The sequence below is a fragment of the Janthinobacterium sp. SUN137 genome, assembly GCF_030587265.1.
Taxonomy (GTDB): domain Bacteria; phylum Pseudomonadota; class Gammaproteobacteria; order Burkholderiales; family Burkholderiaceae_D; genus Janthinobacterium; species Janthinobacterium kumbetense.
Genome location: NZ_JAPWHZ010000001.1, coordinates 457,356 through 480,847, shown reverse-complemented (window position 1 = coordinate 480,847; position 23,492 = coordinate 457,356). Strand labels below are relative to the sequence as shown.

Annotated in this window: 19 protein-coding genes; 9 read left to right on the top strand and 10 right to left on the bottom strand. The window is 64.3% G+C overall.

The features are described 5' to 3' along the window. Positions 1-29 precede the first annotated feature (29 nt). A complete protein-coding gene (locus O3298_RS02260; protein ID WP_251350452.1) occupies positions 30-1,352 on the top strand; it encodes a homoserine dehydrogenase in 1,323 nt (440 codons plus the stop codon). A 64-nt stretch (positions 1,353-1,416) separates the two neighbouring features. On the opposite strand, the gene O3298_RS02255 is transcribed toward O3298_RS02260, so the two are convergent. The 4 genes from O3298_RS02255 to O3298_RS02240 all read right to left on the bottom strand — a co-directional run bounded on the left by O3298_RS02255 (position 1,417) and on the right by O3298_RS02240 (position 4,877). Continuing rightward, the gene (locus O3298_RS02255; RefSeq protein ID WP_305058426.1) at positions 1,417-1,782 is read right to left on the bottom strand and encodes a ribonuclease E inhibitor RraB; all 366 of its coding nucleotides are present in this window, start codon (positions 1,780-1,782) and stop codon (positions 1,417-1,419) included. 144 nt (positions 1,783-1,926) lie between these two features. Beyond that, positions 1,927-2,484 (bottom strand): outer membrane beta-barrel protein, encoded by a 558-nt coding sequence (locus tag O3298_RS02250; protein ID WP_289910999.1) that lies wholly within the window; start codon positions 2,482-2,484, stop codon positions 1,927-1,929. A gap of 156 nt (positions 2,485-2,640) precedes the next feature. Next, the gene (locus O3298_RS02245) at positions 2,641-4,131 is read right to left on the bottom strand and encodes a sensor histidine kinase (protein WP_305058962.1); all 1,491 of its coding nucleotides are present in this window, start codon (positions 4,129-4,131) and stop codon (positions 2,641-2,643) included. A 23-nt stretch (positions 4,132-4,154) separates the two neighbouring features. Continuing rightward, a complete protein-coding gene (locus tag O3298_RS02240; protein WP_251350454.1) occupies positions 4,155-4,877 on the bottom strand; it encodes a response regulator in 723 nt (240 codons plus the stop codon). A 214-nt stretch (positions 4,878-5,091) separates the two neighbouring features. Here O3298_RS02240 and O3298_RS02235 point away from each other — a divergent pair, with 214 nt between their 5' ends. From O3298_RS02235 to O3298_RS02210, 6 genes are all read left to right on the top strand, one after another. Next, positions 5,092-6,153, top strand: coding sequence for a porin (locus tag O3298_RS02235; protein WP_099667023.1), 1,062 nt, complete (start codon positions 5,092-5,094; stop codon positions 6,151-6,153). Positions 6,154-6,156: 3 nt separating this feature from the next. After that, positions 6,157-7,140: a tripartite tricarboxylate transporter substrate binding protein gene (locus tag O3298_RS02230; RefSeq protein WP_305058425.1), complete on the top strand. Its 984-nt coding sequence runs from the start codon at positions 6,157-6,159 to the stop codon at positions 7,138-7,140. A gap of 48 nt (positions 7,141-7,188) precedes the next feature. Next, positions 7,189-8,286: an ABC transporter substrate-binding protein gene (locus O3298_RS02225; RefSeq protein ID WP_099667024.1), complete on the top strand. Its 1,098-nt coding sequence runs from the start codon at positions 7,189-7,191 to the stop codon at positions 8,284-8,286. Between the two features lie 69 nt (positions 8,287-8,355). Continuing rightward, positions 8,356-10,146, top strand: coding sequence for an iron ABC transporter permease (locus tag O3298_RS02220; protein WP_289916624.1), 1,791 nt, complete (start codon positions 8,356-8,358; stop codon positions 10,144-10,146). 20 nt (positions 10,147-10,166) lie between these two features. Further along, positions 10,167-11,240: an ABC transporter ATP-binding protein gene (locus O3298_RS02215; RefSeq protein WP_099667025.1), complete on the top strand. Its 1,074-nt coding sequence runs from the start codon at positions 10,167-10,169 to the stop codon at positions 11,238-11,240. A 2-nt stretch (positions 11,241-11,242) separates the two neighbouring features. Next, a complete protein-coding gene (locus O3298_RS02210; RefSeq protein ID WP_289898542.1) occupies positions 11,243-12,289 on the top strand; it encodes an AbrB family transcriptional regulator in 1,047 nt (348 codons plus the stop codon). Here O3298_RS02210 and O3298_RS02205 read toward each other — a convergent pair. The 3 genes from O3298_RS02205 to O3298_RS02195 are packed head-to-tail and all read right to left on the bottom strand — an operon-like array spanning position 12,286 to position 13,939. Continuing rightward, positions 12,286-13,071: a DUF2145 domain-containing protein gene (locus tag O3298_RS02205; protein ID WP_305058424.1), complete on the bottom strand. Its 786-nt coding sequence runs from the start codon at positions 13,069-13,071 to the stop codon at positions 12,286-12,288. The genes O3298_RS02210 and O3298_RS02205 overlap by 4 nt on opposite strands. Positions 13,072-13,075: 4 nt before the next feature. Continuing rightward, positions 13,076-13,492 (bottom strand): hypothetical protein, encoded by a 417-nt coding sequence (locus tag O3298_RS02200; RefSeq protein WP_305058423.1) that lies wholly within the window; start codon positions 13,490-13,492, stop codon positions 13,076-13,078. A 24-nt stretch (positions 13,493-13,516) separates the two neighbouring features. Beyond that, a complete protein-coding gene (locus O3298_RS02195; protein WP_305058422.1) occupies positions 13,517-13,939 on the bottom strand; it encodes a hypothetical protein in 423 nt (140 codons plus the stop codon). 160 nt (positions 13,940-14,099) lie between these two features. Here O3298_RS02195 and O3298_RS02190 point away from each other — a divergent pair, with 160 nt between their 5' ends. Further along, entirely contained in the window at positions 14,100-14,843 is a 744-nt protein-coding gene (locus O3298_RS02190) for a helix-turn-helix transcriptional regulator (protein WP_305058421.1), read from the top strand. A gap of 249 nt (positions 14,844-15,092) precedes the next feature. Here O3298_RS02190 and O3298_RS02185 read toward each other — a convergent pair whose 3' ends face one another. Next, positions 15,093-16,592, bottom strand: coding sequence for a DUF3999 family protein (locus tag O3298_RS02185; RefSeq protein ID WP_305058420.1), 1,500 nt, complete (start codon positions 16,590-16,592; stop codon positions 15,093-15,095). Then, entirely contained in the window at positions 16,589-19,807 is a 3,219-nt protein-coding gene (locus tag O3298_RS02180) for a DUF2339 domain-containing protein (RefSeq protein ID WP_305058419.1), read from the bottom strand. Before O3298_RS02180 ends, O3298_RS02185 begins: the two co-directional genes overlap by 4 nt. Before the next feature lie 245 nt (positions 19,808-20,052). Between O3298_RS02180 and O3298_RS02175 the strand changes: the two genes are divergently transcribed. Further along, positions 20,053-21,939: an MFS transporter gene (locus O3298_RS02175; protein ID WP_305058418.1), complete on the top strand. Its 1,887-nt coding sequence runs from the start codon at positions 20,053-20,055 to the stop codon at positions 21,937-21,939. Positions 21,940-21,942: 3 nt separating this feature from the next. Here the strand turns inward: O3298_RS02175 and O3298_RS02170 are convergent, their stop codons facing one another. After that, positions 21,943-23,487: an ATP-binding protein gene (locus O3298_RS02170; RefSeq protein ID WP_305058417.1), complete on the bottom strand. Its 1,545-nt coding sequence runs from the start codon at positions 23,485-23,487 to the stop codon at positions 21,943-21,945. Positions 23,488-23,492: the final 5 nt, after the last annotated feature.

The following is a 23,492-nucleotide window of genomic DNA, read 5'->3' as shown; positions in this document are numbered from 1 at the left end:
GCGCCACTTATGAGCAGTCAAGCACAACTATGAAATCCATCAAGATCGGCCTGCTGGGCCTGGGCAACGTCGGTTACGGCACGTTCAGCGTCCTGAAACGCAACCAGGAAGAAATCAAGCGCCGCGCGGGCCGCGGCATTGAAGTCGTCGCCGTCGCCGTGCGCGACGTGGCGCGCGCCGAAGCGCTGGTCGCCGGCGGCTGCAAGGTCGTCAATGACCCTTACCTGATCGTCAACGATCCCGAGATCGACATCGTCGTCGAACTGATCGGCGGCTACGACCTGTCGAAAACCCTGGTAATGCAGGCGATTGCCAACGGCAAGCACGTGGTCACGGCCAACAAGGCCCTGCTGGCCGTGCACGGCAATGAAATCTTCGCCGCCGCCCAGGACAAGGGCGTGATGGTGGCCTTCGAAGCGGCCGTCGCCGGCGGCATCCCCATCATCAAGGCGCTGCGCGAAGGCTTGACGGCCAACCGCATCGAATGGATCGCCGGCATCATCAACGGCACCACCAATTTCATCCTGTCCGAGATGCGCGACAAGGGCCTCGATTTCGCCACCGTGCTGAAACAGGCGCAGGAACTGGGCTACGCGGAAGCCGATCCCACCTTCGACATCGAGGGCGTCGACGCCGCGCACAAGGCCACGATCATGTCGGCCATCGCCTTCGGCATCCCGGTGCAGTTCGACAAGGCCTATGTGGAAGGCATCAGCAATCTCAATGCCGTCGACATCCGCTACGCCGAGCAGCTGGGCTACCGCATCAAGCTGCTGGGCATCACCAAGCGCGCCACCGTCAATGGCGTGGAAGGCATCGAGCTGCGCGTGCATCCGACCCTGATCCCGGCCAAGCGCCTGATCGCCAACGTGGAAGGCGCCATGAACGCGGTGCTGGTGCATGGCGACGCCGTCGGCGCCAGCCTGTACTCGGGCCGCGGCGCGGGCGCCGAGCCGACCGCTTCGTCGGTGATCGCCGACCTGGTTGACATCACCCGCCTGGCCACGGCCGACCCGGAACACCGCGTGCCGCACCTGGCGTTCCAGCCGAACGCGATGACCGACATCGCCATCCTGCCGATGTCGGAAATCACCACCAGCTACTACCTGCGCATGCACGTGGCCGACCAGCCGGGCGTGCTGGCCGACCTGACGCGCATCCTGGCCGAACGCAGCATCTCGATCGACGCCATGCTGCAAAAAGAGCCGGCCGAAGGCGAGACGCACACGGACATCATCATGCTGACGCACCAGACGCAGGAAAAGAATGTCACGGCCGCCATCGAGAAGATGGAAGCGTTAAATAGCGTGGTGGGCACGGTCACCAAGATCCGCCTGGAAAACCTCAGCTGAGCGTTTTCAAGCGATCCATGCAAAACGGCGCCCGCGGGCGCCGTTTTTTCATCCGATGACTGTCTTAGTGCTGCGGCACGTCGGGCGCGCCGACGGGGCCCACATCCATGCCGTCATAGCTGGCCAGCTGGTTTTCCTGGGCAAACGCCATCAGTTCGCCATTGCGCGCGTGCAGGCTGTCGACGCCATGCACTTCGGCCTTTTCCACGTGCAGCACCCACACGGGCGGTGCCGCCGGATCGTCGAGTTCCGGCTGGTACAGTTCCACCGGGCGGTAGCCCTGCAGCGCCAGCACGGTGGCGGCCTGCTCCAGCGGTTCGGAAGTCGGGTTGGTGAAGTAATAGCCCCACAGCAGCGGCTGGGACAGGTCCCAGGGCGCGTTATCGGCGATGTTGGCGAACAGTTCGCTTACGTCTTCTTTGGTCATCATGGCGGAATCTTTCAGTCAATTTCAGGGCGAGATCTTAACATCGGCGCCCGTGGCGTGCCATGCGCCCATAAAAAAACCGGCTGTGCAGCCGGTTTTTCTTATCCGCCATGAAATCGGCTGGACATTCATTCACGCCAGCGCGAATCAGAACTTGTAGCGCAGGCCGATCGACAGCAGATCGGCTTTCAGCTTGGCGTCATCGCCGTTTGCTACCTTGCCGAAGTTTTCGTATTCCGCAACCAGCGACAGTTTTTTATCGAAGTGGTAAGCGGCACCGATGCCAAAGATGGCGGAGGTCTTGTTGGTCGAGTCGTTAACGTTTTCACCAACGACGCTGACTTTGGTGCGGTTTTGCGACACGCCAGCCTTGGCGAACAGCGAGAACTGTTCGTTCAGCGGCAGGGTGCCGGTGGCGGCAACGTAGAATGCATGGCTTTTCACGTCGAGTTTATCACCGTCGAAGGTTGTCGTCAGTTTGCCGAAGTCGACGTAGCCGGCTTCCGCGCCGAAGTTTTGCGTGAAGTCGTAGCCTGCGTAAGCTTTGTAGCCGGTATTGCTTTTCTTGGTCGAACCTGCTTCATCGATGGACAGCTTCATTTCCGAACGGCCGACGTTGGCGCCGATGTAGGCGCCTTCGGCTTGAGCGAACAAAGGGAATGCCAGGGCGGCGCCTACGACTGCTGCAAACAATTGCTTTTTCATATTGATCCTAGGTAATTAATGCGGAGAGACTGTCTCGCCGCTTAATGGGAGCCGAATTGTATAGGGATGAATATGTTTATGTAAGGCAATTATTTAAAAAATATTAGAAATAAACTACGTGTTGTTTTTGGGCAACGATTCGTGTCGAATGACTATCTATGCAGGCCATCGTGCGGCCACGCCGAAATGCACGCTGACTTTCAATCCGTGGCCATTTTCCGCCGTCGCCAGTTCCAGGCGTGCGCCGTGCAGGGCGGCGATGTCGCGCACGATGGCTAAACCTAGCCCCGCGCCGCCAGGATTGCTCTCGAGCGCCGTGCCGACGCGGTAGAACGGCGTGAATACGCGTTCGCGCTCGGCCGGCGGGATGCCCTTGCCGCTGTCTTCCACCTCCAGCACGGCGCCGTGTTCCTGGCCGTTCTCCGTTTGCGCCGCGCGCACGCGCAGGATCACGCTGCCGCCCTGCGGCGTGTAGCGCAGGGCGTTGTCGACCAGGTTGGCCACCAGTTCATGCAGCAGCAGGGCCTGGCCATGCACGGGCGCTTCGTCGGGCGCTTCCAGCGACAGGTCGATATGCCTGCCGACGGCGGCCATGGCCATTTCCAGTCCCACCTGCTGCGCCACGTCGCGCAAGGGGACGGTGTCCATCGCCAGGCTGTCGCCGCCATGCTCGATGCGCGCCAGGGTCAGGAGGCGGTTGGCCAGCAGCACGGTCGAATCGGTAGTGGCGGCGATCGAGCGCACGATGTCGCGCAAGGCGGCGATGTCCGGCGGCGCGCCCGCCTGGCGGTCGCACTCGCGCATGGCCAGTTCGGCCTGGGTTTTCAGCACCGTCAGCGGCGTGCGCAACTGGTGCGAGGCGTCGGCGATGAAGCGGCGCTGGCTGGCGATCAGCTGCTGCAGGCGCGACATGGAGCCGTTCATGGCGCTCACCAGAGGGCGCATTTCCTTGTGCACCAGCGTGGGGTCGACGTCGGACAGGTCGGACAGGGTGCGCGTCTCGACTTCCGTTTTCAAGCGCATCAGCGGTCGCAGCACCAGGCGCACGGCAAACCACACGAGGGCGCCCATCACCAGTATCATCGCCGCTTGCCAGCTCAGGGTGTCGAACAGGATCTGGTTCGACAGGCCGCGCCGCGCGTCCAGCGTTTCGGCCACCTGGATCAGGGCGATGCCGCGCATCGAGTCGTCGTACACGGGTTGTAGCAGGGCGGCGATGCGGATCGGCTTGCCGTGGTAGTCGGCATGGTAGAAGCGCACCAGGGCGGGATAATTCTGCGAGCGGGGCACGTTTTTCGGCACGGGCGGCAAGTCGCCATAGCCCGACACCAGTTCGCCATTGATGCCCGTCACCTTGTAATAGATGCGGCCCAGGGTGTCGGTTTCGAAGCTGTCGAGCGCCACGTAAGGCACTTCGGCCACCACCTTGCCGCCCACGATGGAGACGCGCTCGGCCAGCGCCCGCGTCGACGCCAGCAAGGAGCGGTCGTAGGCCATGTCGGCCGCGTCGAGCGCGTTGCGGTAGACAAAGACGGCATCGAGCAGCACCAGCATCACCAGGGGGATGAGCAGCCAGCGCAGCAGCTGGCTGCGCAGGCTGCCCAGCGGCCGGCCCTGCGCCCAGCGCCGGCGCAAGCGTTCGAGCATGGGCGGGCGTGGGGCGCGCACGGTCATTTCGGCGCGGCCGGCGCCATGGCGCTGCGCGGCTGCAGCAGGTAGCCGATGCCACGCAGGGTGGTGATGACGGCGCCGTCGGGCGAGCCGCTTTCCACGCCGCTTTCCAGCTTCTTGCGCACGCGGTGGATATACAGTTCGATGGCGTCCAGGTTGGCGTCGTCGGCCAGCGCAAAGACTTCGTCGAACAGTTTTTCCTTCGACACGGCGCGCCCCGAGCGCGTGATCAGCGCTTCGAGCACGGCATGTTCGCGCGGCGTCAGGGGAAACGGGGCGCCGGCATAGCTGAACATGCGCGTGACGGTGTCGAAACTGAGGGCGCCGCACGCATGCACGAGGGCTTCGTTGCCCTGGCTGCGGCGCAGCAGGGCTTTCACGCGCGCTTCCAGTTCGGCCAGTTCGAACGGCTTGGCCATGTAGTCGTCGGCGCCCAGGTTCAGGCCCTGCACTTTTTCATCCAGGCCGCCGCGCGCCGTGAGTATCATGACGGGAGTCTTGCCGCGCGTGCCGCCGCGCGCGCGCAGGCGGCGCAGCACGTCCAGGCCGTCCATCTTCGGCAGGGTCAGGTCGAGCAGCACCAGCGAGTATTCCTGCGTGTGCAGCAGCGCGTCGGCATCGGCGCCGTTGTGGGCGGTCTCCACCGTCAGGTGCGCGTCGCGCAGGGCCTTTGCCAGCCAGTGCGACAGCTCCAGATGGTCTTCCACTAATAATATGCGCATGGTCTCCGCCATTCGTTGAAATGGATGCAGTGTAAGCCTGCCGGCGCCGCGCCGACAGGGGCGGCGATGAATATGTTTGCCCCCTTTGTGGCTGGCTGGCGACACCTGTCAGTCTGAAAGCGAATTGAAAGGATCGCGCTCATATAGTGTGATCCTGATTCATGAAATTGATCAGGCATATCACTAATAACTATATCTAAGGGAGATACTCTACATGAAGAAGACCGCATACTCGCTGGCCGCTCTGGCTGTCCTGGCCGCCGCTGGCAGCGCCCAGGCACAATCGAACGTCACGCTGTACGGCCGCCTGGACGCCGGCGTCAGCACCACCAGCAACGCCGGTCCGAACAAAAGCTCGATGACACAAGTGAGCTCCGGCGGCATGAACACCTCGCGCTGGGGCATCCTGGGCAGCGAAGACCTGGGCGGCGGCCTGAAAGCTGTCTTCAACCTGGAAGGCGGCATCCTGGTCGACACGGGCGCGGCCGACGGCGCGCTGTTCAAGCGCCAGGCCAATGTGGGCCTGGAAGGCGCGTTTGGCCGCGTCGTGCTGGGCCGTTCGTTCACCACCGTGTATGACTTCGTGCTGCCGTTCGATCCGATGGCCTATGCGCCGTTCTATTCGTGGGCCACTTCGGCCAACGCGACGGGCCCGAGCAAGTACGGTATGACGACGGCCTTCGACAACATGGTCAAGTATTCGGGCAAGACGGGCGACTTCAGCTACGGCGCATCGTACGGCTTCGGCGAGCAGTCGACGGGCAACTCGGACAGCGCCAAGCTGTCCACGGCCGTCACCTACAAGACCGGTCCTGTCAGCCTGCTGGCCACGTATGAGCAGGTGAACGGCAATGCCATCGCCGGCGGCGCGCGCGACAAGACCACCGTGTACCACCTGGGCGCCATGTATGACGACGGCCCGTGGAAAGTGCAGGCGGCGGCGCGCGACTACAAGCTCGATCCGGCTGCCTCCGGCAAGGCCGACGTACGCGGCACCCTGTACTGGGGCGGCGTCAGCTACAAGACCACGCCGGTGATCACCCTGACGGGCGTGATCTACTACCAGGACGTGAAAAACGTGGCCGCCAACCTCAATGCCGATCCGATCATGTACGTGGCGCGCGTGCGCTATGCCCTGTCCAAGCGCACCGACCTGTACGTGGCCGGCGCCTACGCCAAGGCCAAGCACAACCAGCTGGTCAGCCTGTCGCGTGACGATGCCGGTTTCGGCGACACGCAGCGCGGCCTGATCGCCGGCATCCAGCACCGCTTCTAAGGCATGACGATGCTGCGCTCCCTGTTCCTGTCCTTGCTGCTGTGCCTGCTGCCCGCCCTCGCGGGGGCGCAGGCGTCGGCGCCGGCCGAGTGCGTGGTGCCGTCCAAGCCGGGCGGCGCCATGGACCTGACCTGCAAGCTGGCGAAAAAAGGCCTGGCGCAGGAGGGCGCAGCAGCCGCCATGGCGCCGATGCGCATCAGTTATCTGCCCGGCGGCATCGGCGCCGTGGCCTGGCACTCGATGGGTTCGCAGCGCCGCCGCGCGGAGCCGAACACCCTGGTGGCCTTTTCGGGCGGTTCGCTGTTGAATCTGGCGCAGGGCAAGTTCGGCAATGCCAAGGCGGGCGACGTGCGCTGGGTGGCGGCGCTGGGCGCCGACTACGGCATGATCGCCGTGCGCAGCGATTCGCCCTACAAGACGCTGGGCGACCTGATCGCGGCATTGCGGCAGCATCCGGACAAGGTGCTGATCGGTGTCTCCGGCACCATCGGCAGCCAGGACTGGTTGAAGATGGCGCTGGTGGCGCGCCACGCCGGCATCGATCCGAAAGTACTGCGTTTTGTCGCGCTCGAAGGCGGCGGCGAAGTGTTTACGGCGATGCAGGCCGATTATGTGCAGGTGGTTTCGGGCGACACGTCCGAAGCTACCCTGAACGCCAGCGCTAACCACGCGCGCGTGCTGGCCGTGCTGTCGGAGAAGCGCCTGCCGGGCGTGCTGGCCGGCGTGCCGACGGCGCGCGAGCAAGGCGTCGACGTGGTCTGGCCGATCATCCGCGGCGTGTGGATGGGGCCCCAGGTGCCGGAGGCGGACTACCAGCGCTGGGTGGCCACCTTTGACCGCGTCATGGCCACGCCGCAGTTCGCGGAATGGCGCGCGCAGGCCGGCCTGTATCCATTCGCCCTGACGGGGCCGAAGCTGACGGCGTATGTCAGGAAGGCGGTCGACGAGTATGCCAGGCAGGCAAATGAGCTTGGCCTGATGCGCTGATCGACCTCATATTAAATAAAAAACCTATTCATAGACGGAGACAACCCCATGCAAACCAAGACCCTGCTTCAAGCCGCCCTTGCCACCGCGTTTGCCAGCCTGGCCGGCGCCGCTTTCGCCCAGGTACCGGCAGGTTATCCGGCCGACTACCAGAAGATCATCGACGCGGCCAAAAAGGAAGGCAAGGTGGTGATCTACAGCGCTACCGACAGCAAGGCCGCCGCGCCGCTGATCAAGGACTTCAGCGCCCTGTATCCAGGCATCTCGGTCGAATACAACGACATGAATTCCACCGAAGTGTATAACCGCTTCATTTCCGAAGTGGCCGCCGGCGGCAACACGGCCGACGTGATGTGGTCCTCGGCAATGGACTTGCAGATGCGCCTGGCCTCCGATGGCTACGCCCTGAAATACAAGTCGGTCGAAGCGGCCAAGATCCCCGGCTGGGCCATGTGGGACGACCAGGCATACGGCACCACGTTCGAGCCGGCCGCCATCGTCTATAACAAGCGTTTGCTCGACCCGAAGGAAGTGCCGAAGAACCACGATGACTTCGTCAAGCTGATCGCCACGCCGAAGTTCAAGGACAAGGTCACCACCTACGACATCGAAAAATCGGGCGTGGGCTTCATGTTCATGGCGCAGGATGCCAAGGAATATCCGCAATTCCTGGCGCTGCAAAACGCGTTCGGCACGGCCAAGGTGCGCGTGCAGTCGTCGACGGGCACCATGATGGAGCGTATCTCGTCCGGTGAAAACCTGATCGGCTACAACGTGCTGGGCTCTTACGCGCTGGTGCGCGCCAAGACCGACCCGTCGATCGGCGTGGTGCTGCCCAAGGATTACACCCTGATCCTGTCGCGCGTGCAGTTCATCAACAAGAACGCGAAGAACGTCAACGCCAGCAAGCTGTGGCTCGATTACATCCTGTCGCACCGCGGCCAGACCATCATCGCCAACGGCGCCAAGCTGTTCGCCATCCGCGCCGACGTCACGGGCGAGACCACCTCGGCGGAGCTGATCAAGGAAATCGGCACGGCCAACGTCAAGCCGATTCCCGTGCATCCGATCATCCTGCAATTCCTGGGGCCAGCCAAGCGCATGGCCTTCTTGAAGCAATGGAAAGAAACAGCCGGCAAGAAATAACGCCGTCCTGGCCGTCCGCAGGCGCGTGCCCGCGGACGGATGCCGCACCCTTCATTCATTGGATTCATCATGCAAACTGCTATCTTGCCGCTGCCTGCACGGTCGCGCTCTCCCTTGTCGCGCCTGAACTGGCCGCGCGGCGTGGTCGTGGCGATTACCCTGGTCGCCATTTTCCTGCCGCTGTTCCTGATTTTTTACCAGAGCTTTTTGAACGCGCCCTTCTTCATGCCGGTGCGCGAATTCGGCTTTGATTCCTACCGTTTCATCTTCGATGATCCCGATTTCGCCATGGCCTTCAAGAATGGCCTGATGCTGGCCTTCGGCCTGACCGTCATCGCCGTGCCGCTGGGCGGCATGCTGGCCTTCCTGATGGTGCGCACGGATTTGCCCGGCCGCGGCTGGGTGGCGCCCATGCTGCTGGTGCCGATCTTTGTCTCGCCGATGGTGATGGGCTTTGGCTACGTCGTCTCGATGGGACCCGTGGGCTTCTATTCGATCTGGGCCAAGGAGTTGCTGGGCTTCGTGCCCTGGAATATCTATTCCTTCACCAGCATTGTCATCATCGCCGGTCTGACGCACGTGCCGCACGTCTACCTGTATGCCTCGTCGGCCCTGAAAAGCCTGGGCTCGGACGTGGAAGAAGCGGCCCGCGTGGCCGGCGCTTCGCCGATCCAGGTGATGCTCAATGTGTCGCTGCCGATGATCATGCCGGCGCTGGCGTATGCGGGCGTGCTGGTGTTCTTCCTCGGCTTCGAAGTATTCGGCCTGGTGCTGGTGCTCGGTGATCCGGAAGGCCATCTGGTGCTGCCAACCTATCTGTACAAGCTGACGAACAAGCTCGGCACGCCGTCGTACCACCTGATGGCTGCCGTCGCCGTCTGCCTGGTGATGGTGACCATGCCGCTGGTGATGATACAGCGCTGGCTGCTCAAATCCGCCAACAAATACGTGTCGATCAAGGGCAAGGGCGCGCGCAGCAAGGCCATGCCGCTGGGCCGCTGGAAGTGGCTGGCGTTTGCCTTGCTGGCCGGCTGGCTGGTCTTCACCATCATCCTGCCGTTGACGGGCATCGTGCTGCGCTCCTTTGTGCAGTACTGGGGCGAGGGCGTGCACCTGGCCGACGTGCTGACGTTGCAGCATTTCCGCGACATTTTCGACCAGCCTTCGCTGGTGCGCGGCATCGTCAACACCATCCTGATCGGCGTCGTCGGCGGCGCGCTGGCCGTGGGCTGCTACAGCTTCATCGCGCTGGCCATGCACCGCAAGCAGGACGGCATCACGCGCCTGCTCGATTACAGCGTGCTGGTGCCGCGCGCCGTGCCGGGCCTCTTGGCCGGCCTGTCGTTCCTGTGGGTGTTCCTGTTCGTGCCGGCCTGGCTCGACGGCATATTGAAAGGCATGGACAACGGCGTAGCCCTGTGGCTGAGCGGCCATGTGATCCCCGTGCTGCGCGAAGTGCGCTCGACGATCTTCGCCCTGTGGCTCGCGTATTCGGTGGTGTGGATGGCTTACGGCATGCGCCTCATTTCGACGGCGCTGCTGCAGGTGGGGCCGGAGCTGGAAGAGGCGGCGCGCGCCGTCGGCGCCAGCCGTGGCCAGGTGACGCGCGACGTGACCCTGCCGCTGATCAAGTACGGCTTGCTGGGCGCCTGGCTGATGGTCTTCCTGATTTTCGAGCGCGAATATTCGACGGGCGTGTACCTGCTCTCGCCGGGCACGGAAGTGATCGGCGCCATGCTGGTGTCGCTGTGGGCGGGCGGCTCGACCGACCTGGTGGCGGCGCTGTCCTTCATCAATATCACCCTGGTGGCCATCGGCCTGGGCATCGCGCTGCGCTTTGGCGTGAAGTTACATAACTAATTAGAGACTGAGACCACATCATGAATGAATTGACCGTCAATGAGCTGTACCTGGACTACGGCACCGGCGCCGCCGCCAACCAGATCCTGAAAGGTGTCTCGATGCACCTGCAAAAAGGCGAAGTGGTCGCGCTGCTGGGACCTTCGGGCAGCGGCAAGACCACCTTGCTGCGCGCCGTCGCCGGGCTGGAAAGCCCGAAGGCGGGCACCATCCAGATCGGCGAGCGCAATGTCTTCGACGGCGCGAAGCATTTCGAGATGCCGGCCGAGCATCGCAACCTGGGACTGGTGTTCCAGTCGTACGCGCTGTGGCCGCACAAGACCGTGTTCGACAACGTCGCCTACGGCCTCAAATTGCGCAAGATGGGCAGCACGGAAATCGCCGCGCGCATCAAGGAAGTGCTGACGCAGCTGGGACTCGGACACCTGGGCGAGCGCTATCCGCACCAGCTGTCCGGCGGCCAGCAGCAGCGCGTGGCGATCGCCCGCGCGCTGGTGTATAACCCGCCCGTGATCCTGCTCGACGAACCGCTGTCGAACCTGGACGCCAAGCTGCGCGAGGAAGCGCGCGCCTTCCTGCGCGAACTGATCGTGCGCCTGGGCCTGTCGGCCCTGATGGTGACGCATGACCAGGGCGAGGCGATGGCCATTTCCGACCGTATCTTGCTGCTCAATAACGGCAAGATTGAGCAGCAGGGCACGCCGCAAAGCATGTATGAAACGCCGGACACCCTGTTTACGGCCGAATTCATGGGCAGTAACAACCGCCTGCCCGGCAAGGTGGTGCAGCGCGAAGGCAAGCAGGTGCGCCTGCTGGTCGATGGCGCCTCCATGCAGGGCGTGGCGCGCGGCGCAAACGCGGGCACGGAAGTGACCACCATGATCCGCGTCGAGGAAGTGAAGATCAGCGCCACGCAGGTGGAGAACGCCATCGAGCTGCCGCTGCTGACCTGCATGTACCTGGGCGACCGCTGGGAATGCCTGTTCGAACGCGGCGGCGCCGAGAACATCAGCTTGCGCGCGTATTCGCGCCACAAGCTCGAGGCAGGCAAGTACTGGCTGCACATGCCGGCCGATAAGCTCTGGGTGTTTTAACGGTGCCGTGGTGGCCGCGCTGGCGCGCAGTCGGCGCGGCGCTGGCCGCCGGGCTGGCGGGTGCCGCCATCTGCCTGTGGCTGCACACGCCGCTGCCGTGGATGATCGGCCCCCTGTTTGCCACGGCCGCGCTGCGCCTGGCGGGGCGCGAACTGGCTTGCCCCGTGCGCGTGCGGGAAGCGGGACAGTGGGCCATCGGCACGGCCTTGGGTCTGTATTTCACGGCGCCCGTGCTGGCCGTGCTCACCGTCTATACGCCATGGATCGCCGGCGCCGTGCTGTTCGCGCTGGCACTGGGCGCGTCCGGCGCCATGCTGCTGCGTCGCCTCTCCGGCGTCGATCATGCCACCGCCTTTTTTGCCATGGCCGTGGGTGGCGCATCCGAGATGGCGGTGCAGAGCGAGCGCCATGGCGCCGACGTGGGCAAGGTGGCCGCCGCGCACAGCCTGCGCATGATGCTGGTGGTGGCGACGATTCCGTTCGGCGTGCGCTACTGGGGCAGCCATGGCCTGGCAGAAGGGCATGAGACTTTCGTGCCGGGCGCCGCGCTGGTCGACTATGGCGGGCTGGCGCTGCTGGTCGGCATCACGGTGCTGGCGGCCCTCGCATTAAAACGGGGCCGGCTGCCCAACGCGTGGGTCATCGGCCCGCTGCTGGCCGCGCTGCTGCTGACGGCCTGCGGCATCCATCTGTCGCGCCTGCCCGAATGGATGATACGTGCGGGCCAGCTGTTCATCGGCATCGCCCTGGGCACGCGCTTCACTCCCGCCTTCCTGCATGCTGCTCCCCGCTACCTGGCCGGCGTGGCTCTGTGCAGTTTCCTGATGCTGCTGCTGGCGGCCGCCTTCGGACTGGGCCTGTCGCACTGGCTGGGCATCCATCCCGGCACGGCCATCCTGGCCACCTCGCCCGGCGGCATCGCGGAAATGTCGCTGACGGCCAAGGCCCTGCATCTGGGCGTCCCCATCGTCACGGCTTTCCACGTGGCGCGCATGGTAGTGCTGGTATTGCTGATCGGACCGCTGTTTCGCCTGCTGCCGCGCCCTTAATTTCCCCGTACGACGATTTCCTGCACCTGCGGTTCGCGCTGGCGCATGAAGCGCACGATGGAGTCGACCGTGACGACGTCGATCTGGCGCGTCATGCGGCGCTCGAACGGGTGATCGTCGAAGGCGATATTGGCGCGGAACATGCGCGCGCCCAGGCGCGTGGCCGCCGGTATGCTGAGCGTTTGCGGCGCGTAGCTGGCGCTGCGCAGCCAGCCTTGCGCTTCGGCGCGTGTTTCGATCTTGCCCGGCTCGTTGCTGGCAGCGGCCAGGGTTTCCAGCACCCACTGGTTCGAGTTCTGGTACTTGGTGGAAAACGGATAGGCCAGCATATTGTAGTGCGCCTCATGCAGGCGCTTGGGCGTGTTCGACGTCAGCAGTCGCACCAGCTGCTGTTGCGTATCCTGGCCGGGAATCAGGATCAGGGTTTCATACATGAACACGTCATCCATGAAGAAATTGCCCAAGCCTTCGTTGTACAGCGACGATTGCGCCGTGCCGCATTCATTGAGTTCATGCACCACCAGCCAGCGGCCCTTCGGGTGGTCGCGCCAGGCCAGCGCCATGTGCGAATAGCGCAAATTGTACTTCGACAGGTCTTGCCCGGCGCGCGCTACCAGCGCCACTTGCGCACCCGAACCCTCGAGCGCCTGCAGGGTCTTTTGCGCCAGGTCCATCGATTTGACGAGGGTGGTCGCATCCGTTTGCTTTTCCTCGCACGAGCGTCCCGCATGGGCGGCGCCGGCCAGGGCCAGGCTGATGATCATGACAGTCAGGCGTTTCATGGGTTCACGCTTTCGAATGGTGGAGGATGGCATTGCCGGCCGCATCCGGCACATAGGCGATGGCCTTGCCTGACAGTACCAGCATGTGGCCCGTCGAGACGGCCACCACCTGGATGGCCGTGCCGGCCGTCAGCGACAGGCCTTGCGCGGCTTTCTGGCTCAGCTTGACGGAGGCCGTGGCCGCCTGCGAGGCGCCCCTGGCTGCGCTCTTCAGCACGAGGACGCTGCCGTCGGCCACGTCTTCCACCTTGTCGATGACGATTTCACCGGCGGCGGCCAGCACCGACATGGAGCCGACGAGCACGATGGCCGACGCCATGCTGGCGTTGTCGGACGCGTTGGTGGTGTCGGAATTGGCGGCCTGGGCCAGCGGCGCCATGGTGGTGGCGCACAGCAGGGCGGTGGCGAGCAGATGTTTCATGGGATTTCCGTTCTTCATTGATGGTTACACTTTGGAGTGGTGCAGCAGCGCCTTGCCCAGTTCGTTCGGGATGAAGGCGATGGCCTTGCCGGAAAGAACCAGCATGTGTCCGGTGGACAGCGCCACCACGTTGACCACGGTGCCGGCCGCCAGCGACAGGCCCTTGGCCGCTTGCGTGCTCATCTGGATGGAAGCGCCACCCGCTTCGGACGCGCCTTTCAGCACGATGACGATGCCTTCGCCCACCGTTTCCACGCTGGCGACCACCACCTGGCCGGAGGCGACCAGCATCGACATGGAGCCGGCGACGACGATGGCGGAACCCTGGCTGAGGTTTTGCGAGCCTTTCGACAGGTTCTCCGAGGCGGCGGCGTGGACCAGGCCGGGAGCGGCCACGGAGAGCGTCAACAGCGACAGGGACAGGTAGAGGGGCAGCAGGCGTTTCATGTGTTTCTCCTTCAAGTGTGCCAAGTGGCAACGCCATCATTGTAGACTGTGGGCAATTGGTCAATGAAAACGCTACTCGTAGCGGGCAGGCATACCGCAGGTAGCGTATTGCGCTACTTTTTTGCCGTCAGAACCGATGCCATTTTTATAAAGGAAATGCATGCCGCAAACCCACGCCTTGATCGAAGCCTTGAAACGCCTGTTGAAAGCGCGCGCCGTCACGTATGCCGAGCTGGCACTGCGCATCGGCGTATCCGAAGCCAGCGTCAAGCGGATGTTTTCGCAGAAGCAATTTACCCTGCAGCGCCTGGACCAGATCCTGGTGGCCATCGGCAGCGATTTCCAGCAGCTGGCGCTGGCCGTGCAGTCTGCCCAGGCCGCGCCCACTCTGATCACGGGACTGACATATGCGCAGGAAAAGGAAATCATCGAGGACACCCGGCTGTTCGTGGTGGCTGTCTCTGCCCTGAACCTGCTGCCGCTGGAACAGATCGTCGCCATCTACGACATCAGCGAGGCGCAAGCCGTGAAATACCTGCTGCGCCTCGACAAGATCGGTTTTCTGGAACTGCTGCCGAATAACCGGGTCAAACTGCTGGTGGCGCGCACGTTTGCGTGGATACCGAACGGTCCCATCCACACGTATTTCAAAAAGGAAGCCTATGGTGACTATTTGAATTCCCAATTCGATGGCGAGACGGAATTGTTGCGCCTGGTGAACGTGATGCTGTCGAAAAAATCCACGGCGGCCTTGCTGGAACGCCTGAAGCAAGTGGCGGTGGAATTCTCGCAGCAACATCAGGAAGACGCGCGCTTGCCCGGCGATGAGCGCCTGGCCATCAGCTTCATGCTGGCGGCGCGTCCCTGGATGCCGCAGACGTTCAAGGCGTTGCTGCGGCAGTGAGCGTGCAAGCCGACCTGCCTGCTTGCTAGCCAGCTGCCAGCTGCCAGCAAGCCAGCAAGCCAGCAAGCCAGCAAGCCAGCAAGCAGAGAAGCCAGCCAGCAGTGAAGCCGGCAAGTCAGTACGCCGCAATAAATCCATTTGTGTAAAGCCATTCGTGGCGCCTGGTCTTTCTGGCCCCTAGTCTGGCCGCTGGCCGCGCCTGTTTGCGCCATCCTCCATTGCTTGCCGGCCCATTGCTTGCGGGTCCTTTTATTGCGGACCCGTTTGTTGTTGGCCCGTTTTTTGCTGCCCCGTTTGTTCCTCTTGTTCCTGTTGTTCCTGTTGTTCCTGTTTCATTTGCGACAGCAAGCGCCAGGCAAAGAAGCCCAGCACGCCCACGCCCAGCAGCAGTGCGCCCCACAATGCGGCCAGGCGCCACGGTGCCCCGTCTTTTGTGGCGCGTGCGGGTGCCGCCGCGCCACCGTTAGGGTGGAGCTGGCCGGCGGTGGCCGTCTTGAGCGCCAGCAACTCGTCCGCCTTGAAGCCGGGCGCCACCTGCGACAGCGGTTGCGCCACGGCGGCGGCGTTGCTGTTGCCTAATGCCAGTTGATAAGGCAGTTTGCCGCTGGCCAGAAAAACGACGGTAGCCGGTGTCCAGCCCAGGCGCAGGGCGGGCGCATCGCTGGCGTCGAGCTGGAGTTCCGTGGCCGTCTGCAGTACCCATTCGCCCGTTTGCGTCACGGGCATGGCCAGGTCGCCCGAGATTCTCTCCTTGCCATCGAGGCCGATGCGGTAAAACGTCGTGCTCAGCAGGGGATCGAAATACGCGCCTTGCGCGGGACGCGCCTGGTGGCGCAGGGGCAGCCGGTGCCGGGGAACATAGCTGCTCTGGCGATACACGCCCAGGGTCACGGGCAGTACCGTATTGGTCTGCGTCAATTGCAGGGCGATGCTGTCGGCGGGAATGGCGAGGGGCGTGGCGTAGCGCCATTCATTCGCCTGCTTGCCGGGCAAGCCTTGCAGCACGATGGAGGCGCGCGCTGGGGCGATCTCCGTTTCGCTGACGGCTTGCGCCGTGATTGCCGCAAAGGCCAGCGGTTCGCCCGCTTGCCAGCTCAGGCGCGCATAGCGGAAGGCGCGCGGCGCAAAGGCGATGCTGTCGTTGGCCAGGGTTTGCGTGTCGCTGTTGCTGAGCCAATTCAGGGTGGTAGTGCCGATGGCGTCCCATTGCTTCAGGTCATCGCTCACTTCCAGCAGCACTTGCGCACTGTAATTGTCCGTGCGGGTAGGCGGCGTGAAGCGCAAGGCGGCGATACGCTTGTCTTGCGTCTGCTTGCCCAAGTCGAGGATCAGCGCCTGCAGCGCCGCCGTGGTCGCTGCCGTGCCGGCGCGCGTGCTGACCGACAGCAAACGGCCATCGTCCGCCGTGCGGATATCGATGCCTTGCAAGCCATCGCCAGTTGCCGGCGCGCCCGTCACGGGGAAAATGCGGGCGGGAATGGCAGTCCGTTGCGTGGCCGATTGCGCGGGCGGCGCGCCGATGGCGTAGGCCAGGCGCTTGCCGTCCGCGTCGAACAGGCGCAGGTCGGCCAGGCTGGCCGAGCTGGCGTGCAGGTAGACGTCCCTGGGCAATATCAGCTGGACGATGCCGGCGCCGGCCGGCACCTGCACGGGCATGCTCCAGGCATAGTCCTGTGGCCGGTCCTGGCCGGGCGCGGCCAGCGCGGCGCCTGCCACCAGCAGGCTGCAGCAGATCAATGAGGGCTTCATGCGGCTCCTTGTTGCGGTTCGGCTGAAGCGGGCGCGGCAGCCTTGGGGAAGGGCGCCAGGTAGCCGATCAAGACCATCAGCAAACCGACACCGACGAAGGAGACGATGCGCTCGATGCCGCCCACGTTCGACAGGTCGATCAGGAACAGTTTCAGGACGACCAGGCCCAGCAGCACGGCGCCCAGGCTCCATTGCTGGCGCCGCTGCTGGCGCGCCGCGTGGCGCATCAGCAGCAGGGCCGTCACGCTCCACACCAGCGACAGCATCGCTTGCACGAATTGCGAGGCCAGCATGGCGTCAAATGTGTAGGGCACGCCCAGGTACTGCGACACCGTGCGCAGCAGCATCAGGTTGAACCAGCCATACAGCAGGCACGCGGCCAGGACGGGCAAGCGCGCCTGCCACACGGCGGGCAGCGGCATCTGGCCCGCCGGCAGCAAGCGGTAGCTGGCAACGGCCAGCAGGACGGCAAAACCCGTGCTCAGGTCCAGCGGATTGAGCAATGGCAAGTACGGCAGCGGTGCCATGGCGCCGTCGTCGAAAATGTTCCATGCGGCGATCAGCAGCAGCGACCATGCCGCCGCCAGCGGTATCAGATAACGCTGGTACCACGCCGCAATCGGCGCCACCGGCCAGGCGCCAGCGCGGCAGCGGCGGATCAGCCAGGCCAGTACCAGCATCATGGCCCAGGCCGGCAAGTAGCGGGCCCAGGCAGGGCTGACGCTGCCTTCATGCTGCGCCAGCCCTGCGCTGACCTGGATGGCGCCAAGCGGCCACAGCATCAACCATGGCGCGGCCGTGCGCAGCGTATGCAGCAGGCGCTGCGCACGCACTTCGATTTGCCAGCCCGCTTGCGGCCAGGCCCGCAGCAGGTATTCTCCTGCCGCCAGGGCGCTGGCCAAAGCCAGCCAGCTCAAGCCGGTCGGCAGGTAATCGCGCAGGTACAGCGCCAGCAGCAGGTTGGCGCTCCACAGGCCCAGGCCAATCCAGGCAGCCGCGCTGATCCAGCGCAGCTGCGGCCAATCGAGGCGCCGCGCCAGGAGGGCGAACGCGGGCGTCGTGACGCAGACGGCGATCAGGTACAGCGCCAGCCAGTGTTCGCCCGCGTGCGCTTGCAGCTCCAGGTTGCCGTCGATCAGGCGCAGCAGCCAGCTGGTGAAGGGCACGAGGATGGCGGCAAACCACAGCAAGCCGCTCCAGGCCAGCAGGGGGCGCGCCACCAGGGCCAGCAGCTCGTCGCCGCCGCGCGCGCGCAGCGCAAGGAAACGGGCGCTGGCAAAGGCGGCGGCGCCCAGCAGCAGGGCGCTGAGGAAGGAGCCGCCGAACAGGTTGGCCGGATGCTGGTCCCAGGCCCAGCTGGCGCGGCTGAGCATGACCATGCCGGCCAGTACCTGCACGGCCAGCAGCAGCGCGCGCGGCGCATGCCATTGTTCGCGCCGCGCCAGCGCCGCCAGCAGGGCTGCCACTGCCAGCGCGCTGACGGTGAGCAGGTTCAGCTGCGTGGCGGCATCCGTGCGCAGCAGGATTTCGCTCCAGATGCCGCCCAGCAGCCAGACTGTGGCGGCCGTCAGGAACAGCACGGACAGGCTGCTCATGAACTCCGGATGCAAGTGGCTGCCGTTGCGGCGGAAGTTGAAGGCCATCACCAGCGCGGCGGCGGCCAGCAGCGCGCAGCCCAGCCAGATGTTGGCGTCCAGGGCCGCTGCCGTATCGAGTTCCAGCATGGCGCCGAGGAAGGCAAGCCAGGCGGCTCCCTGCACCAGCAAGCCGAAAGCCCAGGCCAGCGTCTGGCGCTGGCGCAAGCCGACCCAGACGATGCCCGCGCCTTCCAGCGCCCAGGCGGCGGACGTCCAGCGGCCGTCGAGGGCGAACGGGATGGCCAGGGTGCCAAACACGATGCCCAGCGCGAGGAAGGCTTCGGCCAGCAGTTTGAAACCTGCGCGGCGCCACAGCGCCACGGCAAGTCCCGTGTAGCACAGGCCGGCAAGCAGCGCGGAAAACGCCAGGCCAAAGTCAAAGTGCCGGACCAGGCCGTATTGCAGGCCCATCGCCGCCAGCGGCGTGCCGAAGACCAGGGTGCCATCCACGTAGTGCTTGAGGCGCGGCGCCTGGCGCGCGCAGTAGGCGATTGCGATGCCGATATAGAACAGCACGAACAGGATCAGGAACAGCTGCGTCGACAGGTAGTGCTCGGGCGAGTAGCGCAGCAGGCCCCAGGTGGTGGCAACGACAAAGGTAAAGCCAAAGCTCAGGACATTCAGCACGCGCCAGGCGCGTTTCAGGGCGATGGCGAAGACGCCCGCGTTGAGCAGCGCGTAATAGCTGAACAGACCGATATGGTTGCCGCTGCCCGTCGACACCAGCAGGGGCACGGCAAAGCCGCCGACGATGCCGAAGACAGCCAGCCACACGGCGTTTTGCAGCACGGCCAGCAGGCACGTGAACGCCGTCAGCACGAACAGCACGGCAAACGCCAGGCCGGCCGGGATCAGTTCATACAGGCGGAAGGCGCCAAACGTGACCAGCATCAATATCGCCAGCGCCGTGCCCTGCAGCGGCAGGCTGATGCCTGGGCGGCTGAGGCGGATGCGCCAGGCCCAGGCCAGCAGGGCAATATCGGCCAGCGCGATGCCGGCCAGGCGCAGCTCGATGGGCAGAGTAACCTGGGCCGACACGTACTTGAGCAGGAAGCTGACGCCGAGGAAGAGGATCAGCAAGCCCAGCTTGGCGACCAGGTTGCCCGTGAATAGCCAGTTTTTCGCCTTGGCAACGAGGCCATCCGGGTGCGCGATCCAGGACGGGGTATTCGGGACGGCAGGGGCGGGTCTGGCGGAGGGCGGCGGAGCCGGTTTCGGCGCCACGGGGGCTTCTGCTGCGGAGGCTGCTGCCGGCACTGGTGCCGGCGCGACCTGCGCCACCTCGGCCACCTTGATCGCGGCCGCTTGCGGCACGGGGGCGGGTGTCGGCAAAGGCGTCGGCGCCGCCACCGGTGCCGCGCTGGCGGGCACGGCCGGTGCGACGGGCACGACGGGCGTAGCCGCAGGCGCTTCGCCCTGGCCTTCCAGCGTCCGCAGGCGCTGCTGGATGCCGTCGACTTCCTTGCGCAGGCGTGCCGTCAGCAATTCCAGATCCGCCACCTTGCGGCGGTATTGCAGCACCAGCACGAAGGCGGTAATCAGCAAGCCAAGGATGAACAGCGTGATCAATCCAAACATGGGGCAGCTTTCCTGAAAGGGCAGGGCGAAGGCGCCCAATGTATGCGCACATTACCTTATTATCAAGAAACAAGCGATTTCTGTTGTGTCAGGGCAAGTGCCAGGAAGTGTGTTCGGCGGCAAGGCAAGCATGGGGCCGGAGCGGGCTTTTCATATTGATGTCAAGCAAGATGCCGACATTCAGATTGTCGTGCGCAAGATAGTGCTGTATTTTAGCAATTCCTTAATTGCCAGTTCCCCATGCCATGAGTCAAAGCAGCCAGTTTTCCTTATTGTCGCAGCGCCGTTTCGGGCCCTTCTTCTGGACCCAGTTCTTTGGCGCCTTCAACGACAATCTGTTCAAGACGGCCTTGATGGTGATCCTCGCCTACGATGCGCTGAGCTGGACCACGCTCGATCCGTCCACCATCACCAACCTGATTCCCGGCCTGTTCATCCTGCCCTATGTCGTGTTTTCAGCCACGGCGGGCCAGCTGGCCGACAAGTTCGAAAAGGCGGGCCTGGCCCGTTTCGTGAAATGGATGGAACTGGCCATCATGGCCGTGGCCGCCGCGGGCTGGATGACGCATACCCTGTGGCTGCTGGTGGCCGCCGTGGTTGGCATGGGCGTGCATTCAACCCTGTTCGGTCCCGTCAAGTATGCCTACCTGCCGCAGCAGCTCAAACCCGAGGAACTGGTCGGCGGCAATGGCCTGATCGAAATGGGCACCTTTGTCGGCATTTTATTGGGCGAAATCCTCGGCGCCGTGTTGATCGTGCACAAGCCGCTGGGCGTGGAACTGGTGGCGGGCGCGACGATTGCCGTGGCCGTTTTCGGCCTCATCGCCAGCTATCGCGTGCCGCGCACGCCGGCGCCCGAGCCGGACTTGAAGGTGAGCCTGAATTTCGTCGCCGAATCGTTCCGCAACCTGAATTTTTCGCGCAAGAATCGTCCCGTCTTCCTGGCCATGCTGGGCAACTCCTGGTTCTGGTTCTATGGCGCCCTGATCCTGGCGCAGTTCCCCGTGTATTCGAAGGATTTCCTGCATGGCGACCACAGCGTGTTCGTGCTGGTGCTGACCGTGTTTTCCGTCGGCATCGGCACGGGTTCCCTGCTGTGCGAGCGTTTGTCGGGCCACAAGATCGAGATCGGCCTGGTGCCGTTCGGTTCCATCGGCCTGTCGCTGTTCGGCATCGACCTGTATTTCGCCAGCAATGCGTATGCGAATACGCAAGTGGTCGATGCGCTGGCCTTTGTCAGCCAGGCCGGCGTGCCGCGCATCTTGCTCGACATCGTCATGATCGGCGTCTTCGGCGGCTTTTTCATCGTGCCCCTGTTCGCCCTGATCCAGACGCGCTGCGACCCCAAGCACATTTCGCGCACGATCGCCGGCATGAATATCCTGAACGCCCTGTTCATGGTGGCGGCCGCCGGCGTGGCCATCGTGCTGCTGGGCCAGGGGGTTACGATTCCGCAGTTGTTCCTCGTCACGGCCATCCTGAACGCGCTGGTGGCGGCCTACATCTTCTCGCTGGTGCCGGAATTCCTCATGCGCTTCCTCGCGTGGATACTGATACAGACCGTGCACCGCGTGAAAGTCGTCGATGGCGAGCGCATCCCGACGGAAGGGGCGGCCGTGCTGGTGTGTAACCACGTCAGCTATGTGGACGCCATCGTCATCATGGCGGCCAGCCCTCGGCCCATCCGTTTCGTCATGGACCACCGCATCTTCAAGATGCCGCTGATGGGCTGGATTTTCCGCACGGCCAAGGCGATTCCCATCGCGCCGGCCAAGGAAGATCCTTTCCTCATGGAAAAGGCTTTCATTGATATCGCGCAAGCGCTGCACGAGGGCGAGCTGGTGTGCATCTTCCCCGAAGGCAAGCTGACGCGCACGGGCCAGATCAGCGAATTCAAGGGCGGCATCGCGAAGATCGTCGAGCGCAGCAAGGTGCCCGTGATTCCACTGGCGCTGCGCGGCTTGTGGGGACATCTGTTGAGCCATCGCAATGGCCATTTGTTCGAGCGCGCCTTCAAGGCGGGCTTGCGCTCGCGCCTGTCGCTGGCCGTGGGCATGCCCGTGGCGCCCGAGGCCGCCACGCCGGAATTGCTGCAGCAAAAGGTGCAGGAATTGCGCGGCAAGTGGAAATAAACGCTATTTTGTCCGCGTAGCGGTCCCCGTTCGCCGCGCCAGGTGCTGTTCCAGCAGGGCGGAGATGGCGGCGAAGTCCACCGGTTTCGTCAGGTGATGGTCGAAACCGGCTTGTTCCGTGCGTGAGCGCGCCTCTCCCCAGCCCGTCAGGGCGATCAGCAGTACCTCGCGCCCCTGCGCACGCTGACGTATCTGGCGCGCCGCCTCATAACCATCCATGTCCGGCATGCCCAGGTCCATCACGACCAGTTGCGGCCACGACCTGTCGACGGCCGCCAGGGCTTGCGCGCCGCCATACGCGACACTGGCGGTATAGCCCTCGAGCTGGAACAGGCTTTGCAAGGCATCGGCCGCATCGAGGTTGTCGTCCACCACCAGCACTTGCACGGGCTGGCCAGCGCCGGCGGGCGACTCGCTGCGGGCGGCCGCCAGCGTGGCCGGGGCGGCTGCCTGGGCGTCGCCGGCGCTGGCGGGCAGGGTGACGATGAAGCGGCTGCCGCGGCCGGGGCCGTCGCTGTACGCTTCGATGTTGCCGCCATGCATCTCTGTAAATTGGCGCGCCAGGCTCAGGCCGATGCCCAGGCCACTGGCCATCTGGCCTTCCACCGTGCGCCCCTGTTCAAACATGGAAAAGATGCGCGGGATGGCGTCCGGCTCGATGCCGATGCCGTTGTCTTCGACCGTCACCTGCAGCAAGCCTTGCGCCAGGCGCGCCGTCATGTGGATGTGGCCGCCCTCCGGCGTGAACTTCACGGCATTCGACACGATATTGGCAAAGATCTGCACCACCCTGGCATAGTCGGCGTGCAAGGTCACGGCATGCGGCGGCAACGCCTGCGTGATGCTGATGTGCCGGCTGTCGGCTGCGGGCTGGCACAGTTCGATCACATGGTCGAGTACTTGCTGTAATTCAATATTTTCCCGTTGCAGCAGTACCTTGCCGCTGGTGATGCGCGCCACGTTGAGCAAGTCATCCACCAGCCGCGTCAGGTGTATCACCTGGCGCTCGATCACGCCGCTGACCTTGCAGACCTGCTCCGATGCCGGATACAGGTGCTTGAGCAGGGCCACCGAGGTCTTGATGGGCGCCAGCGGATTGCGCAGCTCATGCCCGAGGCTGGCTAGGAATTCGTCCTTGCGCCGCTGCGTCTCGCGCACCTGGTATTGGCGCTGGCGTGCGCGCAGCATGGCGTGGGCCGAGGTGATCAGGGTCAATATGTGTACGGGGCGCTCCAGCAGGGTCAGGTTGCCCAGGGTGGCGACGGCTTGCCGCAAAGGCAGGGAATCGAGTCCCGCGTGCGTCAGCAGGATGATGGGTAAATCGGACCAGTCCGGTTGCTGGCGGGCGTAGGCGTCGAGCACGGCGTACACGCCTGCAGGCAAGGATTCGTCCACCGTCAGCACGCCGCCGGCGCCCAGCGCCAGCTGCTCGGCCAGTTCGCCGGCGGAGCGGCAGGCGTGGCTGGCGATGGCCTCGCCGGCGAGCACCCTGGCGGCCAGGGCGGCGTCCTGGCCGCCAGGCGCGTAGATCAGGATACGCTGCTCCATGGCAA